At 46.1% G+C, this 243-nt stretch carries 1 tRNA gene and 1 rRNA gene; both read left to right on the top strand.

Annotated features, from left to right (window positions below):
• A 5S ribosomal RNA gene (rrf, locus tag AACW90_RS23160) occupies positions 1 to 83 on the top strand; the annotation flags it as partial.
• A gap of 101 nt (positions 84 to 184) precedes the next feature.
• Positions 185 to 243: transfer RNA gene (locus AACW90_RS23080), tRNA-Asp, on the top strand.

Here is a 243-nt window from a genome sequence, read left to right on the forward strand (position 1 = left end):
CCCATGCCGAACTCAGAAGTGAAACGCAATAGCGCCGATGGTAGTGTGGGGTCTCCCCATGTGAGAGTAGGACATCGCAAGGCTTTAACATCGTTTTTATCTTTTAGAAAAAGATGAAGGCAAAAACTAATTAAATCACAGTTAATGAGACTTTAATTAGCGTAAGAAAACCATGTGGAGTGGTAGTTCAGATGGTTAGAATACCGGCCTGTCACGCCGTGGGTCGCGGGTTCGAGTCCCGTC

The organism is Vibrio frigidus (assembly GCF_042465995.1).
Taxonomy (GTDB): Bacteria; Pseudomonadota; Gammaproteobacteria; order Enterobacterales; family Vibrionaceae; genus Vibrio.